Genomic DNA, 9541 nt, shown 5'->3' on the forward strand with positions numbered 1-9541 from the left:
TTGGATTGCTGGCCGCAAAGAAGGGAGGAAACTCTGTTAACAAAGTTTCAATACCCCCGGTATTTGCCCAAGGATGGAATGTTCCTTCTCATATTCCCAAAGGATCAGTTCAAGATAACAGGGGATAAAGTGAGGTTAAGCCTTGGTAGAGGTTTTTGCAAAAAGTATGGAGTAAGATACCTGTATTTTGACCTTCCTGCCACAGTATCCGGTAAAAAGGTCAAAGAAATCAGGATAATACCGAGATTCAAAGGCAAATGGTTTGAGATTGAGCACGTGTATGAAGAACGAGGACAGCCTTATAAGCTAAATAGAAATAAATACTTATCAATAAACCTGGGGGTTAATAATTTTGCATCGATAGTGGATACCATTGGGACTGCCATTTTGATAGAGGGCAGGCATATAAAATCGGTTAACCAATGGTACAACAAGAGGAGGGCAATATTGCAGTCAGTTTACAGCAAGCAAGGGGTTAAATGTGGGAGAAAACTTGCTGAGATACTCTCAAGAAGCAGCATACCATTGAAAACTTTTTAAATCAGGCGGTTAATTATATAGTCAAGCATTGTTTAGGGGAAAGGATAGGTGTGATAGTAATAGGGGAGATGTAGGATATAAAGCGGGGTATAGAACTGGGGAAGGTGAACAATCAGAACTTTGTGAGCATACCGTATGAGAAGTTCAGGAGTAAATTGGAAGCGAAGTGCAGGTGCTATGGTATGGAGTATGTTGAGGTAGAAGAGGGATACACATCGCAGCGGTGCAGCAGGTGTGGAGTAATAAGGAAAAGCAACAGGAAGCACAGGGGACTGTATGTATGTAAGGGATGCGGGAATGTTTTGAATGCAGATATGGTAGTTCACTCTTCGCATATGAAAAACTGGAAAATTACACTGTCAAACGTAATTCGATTATAAAATAGAAAACAATGATGAACAAATACGAATACGTTGAAAAAATAAAAGGGACTTGACTGACAAATTCTTTGTGATAACCTTACTTACTGACGGACAGTGGTTCGTACAATTGCTGTCGACGTTTTAATAAAAGTTTCTTGCGTGCATAAAAAAGGAGTGTGAGCGATATATGCTGCTGGTAATGGATATAGGGAATACCAATATCGTTGCAGGGGTGTATGATGGAAAAAAGCTGCTCAGCCATTGGAGGCTGGCATCGGACAGGGATAAGTCTGCCGATGAATTTGCCATGATAATACTGAATTTGTTCCAGTATAAAGGCCTTTCGCCGAAGGACATCGATGCTATCGCCATTTCTTCGGTGGTGCCCCCCATGATGAACGCGATAGAAGAGATGTGCCACAAGTACTTCAATGTTAAGCCGTTGATAGTGGGGCCGGGGATAAAAACGGGCATGAACATCCGCTACGAAAACCCCAAGGAAGTTGGAGCCGACAGGATAGTGAACGCCGTGGCCGCATATGAGATATATGGCGGTCCTATTATAGTGGTGGATTTCGGGACGGCCACCACGTTTTGTGCCATTTCTGATAAAGGCGAGTACCTGGGCGGATGCATTGCGCCGGGCATCGCTATCTCTACAGAAGCGCTATATCAGAGAGCGGCTAAACTGCCCAAAGTTGAGCTTGTCAAGCCCCCGCAGGTCATATGCAAGAACACCGTCAATAGCATACAGGCCGGCATAATATACGGCTATGTGGGGCAGGTGGACTATATTGTAAGGCGTATGAAAAAGGAGCTGGGACGTGAGGATGCCAAGGTAATTGCTACGGGGGGCCTGGCGCACATGATAGCCGAGGAGTCCGAGACCATACAGGAGACCAATCCCCTGCTCACCTTGGAGGGATTGAGGATAATATACGAGAGAAATCTATGAGGCTCACTCAAAAAAGGAGAGGATATCATATCAAACTTACATCCTCTCCTTTTAATATCCTGTTCATGTTTCGTACGGCGCACATCTTGCCGCACATGGTGCAGGTGTCCTCGTACTCAGGTGTCGATTCCATGCGGTATCTTCTGGGCTTTTCGCTGTCGATGGCCAGGCTGAACATCTCTTCCCAGTCGAGGTTTCTCCTTGCCTGGCTCATTCTGTCGTCCCATTCCTTTGCGCCCTTTATGCCCTTGGCGATGTCGGCCGCATGGGCTGCTATCTTTGCGGCTATGATGCCCTCTTTCATATCCTCAAGCGTTGGCAACCTTAGGTGTTCTGCTGGGGTTACGTAGCATAAGAAGTCGGCGCCGCTGGCTGCTGCTATGGCTCCCCCTATGGCGCTGGTTATGTGGTCATATCCCGGTGCTATATCGGTCACGATGGGACCCAGGACGTAAAACGGTGCGCCATGGCACAGCTTTTTGGCCAGCAGGACGTTGGCGGCAATCTCGCTTAAGGGCATGTGGCCAGGGCCTTCTATCATGACCTGGACGTTCTTTTCCCATGCCCGCTTTGTCAGCTCGCCCAGAACTATCAGCTCTTCTATTTGCGCTGCGTCGGTGGAATCGTGTATGCTTCCAGGCCTGAAGGCATCCCCCAGGCTTATCGTCACGTCGTATTTTGCAAATATATCAAGTATGTCATCGAAATATTCATAGAAGGGATTTTCGTTGCCGGTAAGCTGCATCCAGGAGAATATGATGGATCCGCCCCGAGAGACGATGTTGGTGAGGCGGGGATTGTTTTTAAAGCGGCGTACGGTTTCCTTGTTTACCCCTGCGTGTATGGTCATGAAATCCACACCGTCACGGGCGTGCATTTCCACTATATCTATAAACTCTCGCGCCGTTATCTCTCCTATGTCCTTGTCATAATATCCTACGGCATCGTATATGGGCACCGTGCCTATCATGGCCGGGGATATCTCTATGAGCTTTTGCCTGAACTGGCGAGTTTTGCCGTAGGAGCTCAAGTCCATGATGGATTCGGCTTTGAGCTCTATAGCCTTTTGCGCCTTTTCTATTTCGGCATCAAAATCGAAACAGTCGCGGGAAATGCCGATATTCACGTTTATCTTTGTGCGCAGGCCCTGGCCTATGCCTTCGGGGTTAAGGCTTTTGTGGTTTTTATTGGCGGGTATTACCACCTTGCCGCAGGCTACCAGTTCCATTATTTCCCTGGCCGTCTTTCCTTCCTTTTGTGCCACTATTTCCATCTCTCTTGTGACGATGCCTTTCCTTGCGGCATCCATCTGCGTGGTGTATTCCATTATAACCCATCTCCTTTTTTATTTTTGTTAATTGGTAAAAACTCATTTTTATCATCTAAACCGTGTACGATATACGTAGCGGTTTTTGTATATATAACGTTTCAGTCCGTTCGGCGGCTTTGTGCCGTCTTATAAGCCTTAATGGTTATCGAACAAACGCTTATTGGACGAATCCAGTAAAGTGCTATCAATGTAAAATGTTTATTCATGTTTAACCGTTTTGTATAGCCAACAACAGAGGCTATTTGGAGGCCAAATTTAATGAAAAAGATTAGATTATTTTTCGGCTTGATATCTGCAAGCGTGTACAGGTGAAGTGCGCATGGGGTCTTTTAAGCTTATGCACTTTTGATTTTACCAGGTCAGACGCCTTCTAATGGATTCAATCTTGGCTTTTATATCGTCTGCCCCCACGATTTCGGTCACCATGGCTATGCACTTTGCTCCCGCCCTTTTGACTTCAAGGACATTGTGCTCCTTTATGCCGCCAATGGCCACAAAGGGTATATCGATGTTTTGTACCACATATTCAAGGTATTCAAGCCCTACCGGCTGGCATACGTCCTTCTTTGTAAAGGTCCTGTATATGGGACCCACCCCTATGTAATCGGCTCCGCCGGCCACCGCTTTTTGGGCCTGTTCCGGCGAATGGGTGGATACCCCTATTATCATCCTTTCGCCCACCAACTCCCTCACCTTTTCAACCGGCAGGTCATCCTGCCCTATGTGTACCCCGTCTGCCCTAATCATCATGGCCAGATCAACGTGGTCGTTGACTATAAAGGTCACACCGGCTTTTTGGGTCATCTCGCGTATTTGGACGCATTCCCTGTACTTGTCGATGAGCTTTTTATCCTTTTCGCGGTATTGGATTATCTTTATCCCCGCCTCTATCATCTGGGCCACTACCTCTATGTTGGTCCTGCCCCTGGAATACTCCTCGGCTGTAATGCAGTATATGTCGGTGTCCAGTTTCTTCCTCTTTTCCAGTGCCCAGTCGGCACTTATGTATTCCTTTTCAAGTGTATAGCACTCAAACCTTAACCTTTCGTACAGCTTTGAAAGCTGGTATTTGCCCAGCAGCTTTAAGTTTTCCTCTATAACCCTTAAGGCTTCCTGGCACCTTTTAAAGTTGGCAGCGATCACCTCAAACAGGTCATTTCTGCCATCGACGTTAAGGCTGCCAGACACCGGCAGGCCAACGTCATCCAATGCGTTTCGCTCCGAAATGCACTGGGGCAGGTACTCCATGATGTTCTTTCTTATTTCATGCCTCAACCTTTTGAGCTTTTCTGTCAAGCTGGCGTTGTTGTAGTAAAACCTGGCTATGTCTTCCAAAACCCTTATCCCTTCCGATGCCCTGTTTATGTTGGCGTCGATTATCCTGAAAAGCTCCTTCACAGATTTCTCCCCCCTAAGATAAACTCCAGTACCGTATCTGCCTGTTTGGCAGCTGCTATGTTGACTCTGGGTGATAGGGGTGGAGTTTCTTTATCCACTTCTGAACGCATGTCCCCTACTATATACAGGGTGGAGTGGACCTTTTTTACCTTGATGTCATCGCTGTTGCCCCAGCCGCCCAGGCCCGAGACCGCCACCACCAGTTTACCGCTTGAGCCGTAATGCTCCACTATCATCTTTTTACATGAGGGGTTGTCAAAAGCCTCAATGATGATGTCGCAGTCATCGAATATTTCATGGATGTTCTCCTGCGTGATCTTTTCCTGTAGTGTTTCTATCTCCACGTCTGGATTAATCCTCTGCAAATTTGATTTCAGCGCTTCCACCTTGGGCATCCCTACCTGGTCGTAAAAGTAAAACTGCCTGTTCAAGTTGGAAAGCTCCACCCTGTCGAAGTCCACTATCTTGAGCCTTTTTATCCCGCTTCTTACCAGGTTTAAAGCGCAGTTGGAGCCCAGGCCCCCTGCGCCGGCTATGCCCACCTTGACCTGCTGGAGCTTTTGAAGGTTTGTATGGCCAATATATTTCACCAGTGCTTCTTCAAATCGGTTCACGGCTGTACGACCATCCTTTCATAGTCTGATTCAGATTGCCTGCCAGTCTTTGAAGACCGGTTGAAATCCCTTGCTGTACAGCATATCCCTTATCTGCGCCACGCTCCTGGTATCTGCTATGTCAAACTGGCCGTCGCCTTTGTCCTCAATGGCGTGGCCACCCACTTGGGTGGAAGACCCCGCTGAAAGCTTGGTGACCCCCAGGCCTATCAGGTTATCCCTGAGCTGGGGCCTTTCCCTTGTGGAGATGGTGATGCCAGCTCGTGGCATGAACAGCCTTATGGCCAACATTATCTGGACCAGGTCCTTGTCGCTGACAGGGGATCTGGGCGTAAAGTTCCCGAAATGGGGCCTCAGTCGCGGCAGGGATACGCTTATCTCCACATCGGGGTACTTATCCTGCAGGTAACTGGCATGCAGCCCGGTAAAAAAAGCCTCCTTTTGCCAGTCATTCAGCCCCAAAAGTGCACCTATGTTGACGCAGCGCATGGATGCCATGCACGCCCTTTCGGGAGCGTCAAGCCTGTACCTGTAATTCCTCTTGGGTCCCTTAAGGTGCACTTCCATGTACACTTCATCGTCGTATGTCTCCTGGTACAGGGTGAGGCCATCGACTCCTGCTTCTATGAGCTCGGCGTACTCCTCGGTATCCAGAGGATATACCTCTATCGAGATGGAGCTGAAGTAATCCTTTAAAACCTCCACGCAGCTCTTTATGTATGAGACCGGCGTATGCTTTCTGGATTCGCCGGTTAAAATGAGTATGTGCTTGAGCCCTGTGGAGGCTATGGCTTCGGCCTCCTTTCTCACCTCATCCAGTGAAAGCTTTTTCCGGGCTATCTTATTTTTGCAGTTGAAGCCGCAGTAGGCACACTGGTTGACGCAGTAATTGGAAAGGTAAAGGGGAGTATAGAGCAGGATCGCCCTCCCAAAGTTTTTGAGGGTAAGCTGCCTTGCTTTGATGGCCATGGGTTCCAGGTATTCCTTGGCCTTGTCGGATAACAGGGCCAAAAAGTCAAGGTCATTAAGCTTTTCCTTGCTGAGTATTTTCATTATTTGGCTGTCGGTTACGCTGTTTAAAAAGCCCTCAAAATCAAAGCCTTTATATTTGAGATACACGTCGTAAAAGCTCATATACCTGCACCTCGAATCTTATCTTAAAAATCCGGTTAGAGGCGAAGAAGCTTCGGCGTATTCCTTGACTACCCCCATGCCCGCCAGATAAGCCATTCTACCGGCTTTGACTGCCAGCGAAAACGCCTCTGCCATGGCGACCGGGTCGTCGGCAGTGGCTATGGCGGTGTTGACCAGCACTGCAGCGGCGCCCATCTCCATTGCTTCGGCGGCATGGGAGGGCCTTCCCAGCCCGGCGTCGACTATCACGGGAAGGTCGATCTCGTCGATCATGATCTTTATGAGTTCCCGGGCTTTCAGCCCCTTGTTTGTACCAATCGGGGCGCCAAGGGGCATAACAGCGGCAGCGCCTGCATCCCTCAGCCTCCGTGCGGCTATTAAATCAGGGCTCATATAGGGAAGGACTATGAAGCCTTCCTTTACCAGTATTTCGGTGGCCTTTATGGTCTCATAGTTGTCGGGAAGCAGGTATTTGTTGTCATTGATCACCTCGATCTTTATCCAGTTGCTGCCGCAGGCTGCTCTTGCTATCCTTGCTATGCGCACCGCTTCTTCGGCGTTTCTCGCCCCCGAGGTATTGGGCATTATTATGCACCCGTCGGGTATGTAGTTGAGCATGTTTTCCTCAGGATAATCCAGGTTTACCCTCCTCAATGCAACGGTAACCACCTGCGCTCCCGAGCGGTTTATCACCTCGGGGATGACCCTATGTGAGTGGAATTTTCCCGTGCCTATGAAAAGCCGGCTTGAGAGTTCCTGACCGGCTATGACCAGTTTGTCATCCATGGCGTATCAGCCTCCTCCAACAAATTTCAAGATTTCCAGGTTGTCGTTTTCTTTTAGCACTATGTTTTGCCATTCTTCGGATCTGACTATCCTGTAGTTGTGTTCAACCACCACCTTCTGAGGGTCAAGCCCTTTGTCCTTTAAAAAGTTGTATAGGGTAATTCCCTCGTTTACTGTGGTTTTTTGACCGTTTACCGTTATTTGCATTTTATTCCTCCTCTCTCAAAAATTGGTTATAATGTATGACAAAACTAAATAACTCCACCTTATGCCTTTGGAACCTTATGGCAATTATGTTTATATCTGGCCTATATTGTTTGCTGGCACTTACGCATACCTTGTCGGCAGCTCAAACATATTGGCTTGACGATTCTGCACCTAAAGCCACCTTGCTTATCAGGAGTTTTTATGGATACTCACTTGGGATTTTAAAGGGCGCATGTTAACAGGGGTGAAAGGAGAGAGGGGCATTGAACCGAAAAAGCCTACCCCCATAGGGTAGGCTTTTTGTCGTGGCGATATATCCACAACGCTTCCCTACGGTGGTACTAACCACATCAGGTTCAAAGGGTTAAGAGCAGCCTTCTCGGCATGCCCTTTCTCAGCCTTTCGGCACCCCTAGCGTTGGTATCCATCTATTCAGTTTTATACAATTATACACCGAATGCTGGGATATGTAAAGAACGTTTTTTGGTTTTTTACTCGCAATCAATATAATATCCGTCAGCTAATGCGTGTCAAAACACCTCCGTCCATCTCATAAACGGTATCGCACAGCGCCTCTATGTCCTCGGCATAATGTGATGACAATATAATGGTAGCTCCTTCCCTATTTAATTCCTTGAGCACCTCGCGGATTTCTAAAACGCCCTGCTTATCAAGGCCGTTCATCGGCTCATCCAGAATTAGCAGCTTTGGCCTCTCCATTATGGCCTGTGCAATTCCTAGCCGGTGCCTCATTCCCAAAGAGTATTTGCTGACGTGTTTTTTGAGGTTGGGATCAAGCCCTACACGTTCAAGCGCCTCACGAATCTCTGCATCCGATATCTTCCGCCGTATGGATGCCAGCAGCTTAAGGTTTTTGTATCCGCTTAGTGAGCCGATAAAGCCTGGGTCTTCAACAATGATGCCGATCTCTTGAGCTGCTCCTGGCCTCACGGGACGACCGTCTATCAAAATGCTGCCGGAAGTTAATTGCATAAACCCGCAGATGCATTTGAAAAGCACGGTCTTCCCCGAACCGTTGCGCCCGATTATCCCGTGGATCTTGCCGGTTTCAAATTTGACCGTCACATGATTCAGCGCCACCGTCTCTTTAAATTTTTTTACAGCATCCAAAACCTCTACCATATACTCCGCCACATCAAGCCCCCCATTCCTGTATATTTATATCTTTTTTACAAAACACTATTACCGAAACTATGCTCATAAATAATATCGCTCCCAGCAGACAGAACACCGCATAAGTCGGCGAAGGAATCTCACCTGTATACTTCCAGTTCAGATAGTTCATGCTGGCCCAGCTATACGGTGAAAAATAATAGATTTTAGGACCAAAGTTTAGAGTACCGGCATAGATTGAAAAATATGACATGAATATGAACACGCCGCTTGCTACCAACCCGCTCATCTTACCGATCACGATATTAAAGCAGAATATAAGCACACCAATGAATACCGATACAAGCCAAAACAGTCCAAAGCCTATCAGGGTCGCTTCAACAGCCGAAAACATGGTGATGATTTCAGGAGTAAAGAAAACTGTCAATTGAATACCGTATTTGTCTGCACTACCCGGATTGGCTGCAAGTGTCTTTATAACTTTACCCCAGTCGGTGGACAGCTGTAAATTCGGTATAAGCGTAACGACCGACGCAACATACCAGAATGCTGTGTAAATAAATCCTGCCAGAACTATATACAGCAGCTGCCCCACTACCCAGTTAAGTCGACCGCTCCGGATAACAAGAAAGGGCGTATGGTCATCGGCAAACGGAGCATTGCAGAACAGCAGCGTTGTAAGGCACCCAAAAACCAGCAGCATAGCGGGACTGGTAAGCAAATGCGGAAAGACCCATGGCGTTACGGCAGCACCTACGGCATCGGCATATTCGGAAAGCCCTGATGAACTCCAAAGGCCAAAGGCGATAATTACTGCAGCAATGGTGTGAATGCGGGGGGTTACCAGCCACTTAAAGAAATTAACCCTGGTACATAGCAGTATCGTTTTAAGATCAGTCATTTTGTATCCTCCTCCGTATCTGCCTCACCGTTCCATATCCCATCAGCAGGCATAAAATTAAAACGATTCCCAGCTTCAATAGCAACGATGTATGCGGAGAGCCTGTGGGATACATACCTTCTACCAGTACAACTATCCTCAGATATTGAGGAATACTTCGTCCGGTGGTAGCACGGTGAG

The 9541-nt window shown here is 47.5% G+C and carries 9 protein-coding genes, 2 pseudogenes and 1 riboswitch; of the genes and pseudogenes, 2 read left to right on the forward strand and 9 right to left on the reverse strand.

Annotation, left to right across the window (positions count from 1 at the left end):
* Together BM241_RS13245 and BM241_RS11345 are read left to right on the forward strand one after the other, a co-directional pair.
* Positions 1 to 857, forward strand: a pseudogene (locus tag BM241_RS13245) (RNA-guided endonuclease InsQ/TnpB family protein); the annotation flags it as partial.
* A 232-nt stretch (positions 858 to 1089) separates the two neighbouring features.
* Complete coding sequence (locus tag BM241_RS11345; protein ID WP_092282835.1) at positions 1090 to 1857, forward strand: type III pantothenate kinase; 768 nt, start codon at positions 1090 to 1092, stop codon at positions 1855 to 1857.
* 25 nt (positions 1858 to 1882) lie between these two features.
* Here the strand turns inward: BM241_RS11345 and thiC are convergent, their stop codons facing one another.
* The 9 genes and pseudogenes from thiC to BM241_RS12545 form a co-directional block, all read right to left on the reverse strand.
* Positions 1883 to 3184, reverse strand: coding sequence for a phosphomethylpyrimidine synthase ThiC (gene thiC / locus BM241_RS11350; RefSeq protein WP_092282836.1), 1302 nt, complete (start codon positions 3182 to 3184; stop codon positions 1883 to 1885).
* Positions 3185 to 3538: 354 nt separating this feature from the next.
* Positions 3539 to 4585 carry a thiamine phosphate synthase gene (locus BM241_RS11355; protein WP_092282837.1) on the reverse strand — a complete coding sequence of 349 codons (1047 nt, stop codon included), beginning with the start codon at positions 4583 to 4585 and terminating at the stop codon, positions 3539 to 3541.
* On the reverse strand, positions 4582 to 5199 hold the full coding sequence (thiF, locus tag BM241_RS11360) for a sulfur carrier protein ThiS adenylyltransferase ThiF (protein WP_025747628.1): 618 nt from the start codon (positions 5197 to 5199) through the stop codon (positions 4582 to 4584). Before thiF ends, BM241_RS11355 begins: the two co-directional genes overlap by 4 nt.
* Positions 5200 to 5229: 30 nt before the next feature.
* Complete coding sequence (gene thiH, locus BM241_RS11365; RefSeq protein WP_092282838.1) at positions 5230 to 6333, reverse strand: 2-iminoacetate synthase ThiH; 1104 nt, start codon at positions 6331 to 6333, stop codon at positions 5230 to 5232.
* Between the two features lie 18 nt (positions 6334 to 6351).
* The gene (locus BM241_RS11370) at positions 6352 to 7119 is read right to left on the reverse strand and encodes a thiazole synthase (protein WP_092282839.1); all 768 of its coding nucleotides are present in this window, start codon (positions 7117 to 7119) and stop codon (positions 6352 to 6354) included.
* Between the two features lie 6 nt (positions 7120 to 7125).
* Positions 7126 to 7326 carry a sulfur carrier protein ThiS gene (gene thiS, locus BM241_RS11375; protein WP_025747625.1) on the reverse strand — a complete coding sequence of 67 codons (201 nt, stop codon included), beginning with the start codon at positions 7324 to 7326 and terminating at the stop codon, positions 7126 to 7128.
* A 310-nt stretch (positions 7327 to 7636) separates the two neighbouring features.
* A riboswitch (TPP riboswitch) is annotated at positions 7637 to 7749 on the reverse strand.
* Positions 7750 to 7842: 93 nt separating this feature from the next.
* Positions 7843 to 8481, reverse strand: a complete 639-nt coding sequence (locus BM241_RS11380) for an ABC transporter ATP-binding protein (RefSeq protein ID WP_025747620.1) — start codon at positions 8479 to 8481, stop codon at positions 7843 to 7845.
* A gap of 1 nt (position 8482) precedes the next feature.
* Positions 8483 to 9361: a hypothetical protein gene (locus tag BM241_RS12540; protein WP_177206168.1), complete on the reverse strand. Its 879-nt coding sequence runs from the start codon at positions 9359 to 9361 to the stop codon at positions 8483 to 8485.
* Positions 9354 to 9541: pseudogene (locus BM241_RS12545) on the reverse strand (hypothetical protein); the annotation flags it as partial. The pseudogene BM241_RS12545 and the gene BM241_RS12540, both read right to left, overlap by 8 nt.

This window comes from Caldicoprobacter faecalis, from assembly GCF_900115765.1.
Taxonomy (GTDB): domain Bacteria; phylum Bacillota; class Clostridia; order Caldicoprobacterales; family Caldicoprobacteraceae; genus Caldicoprobacter; species Caldicoprobacter oshimai.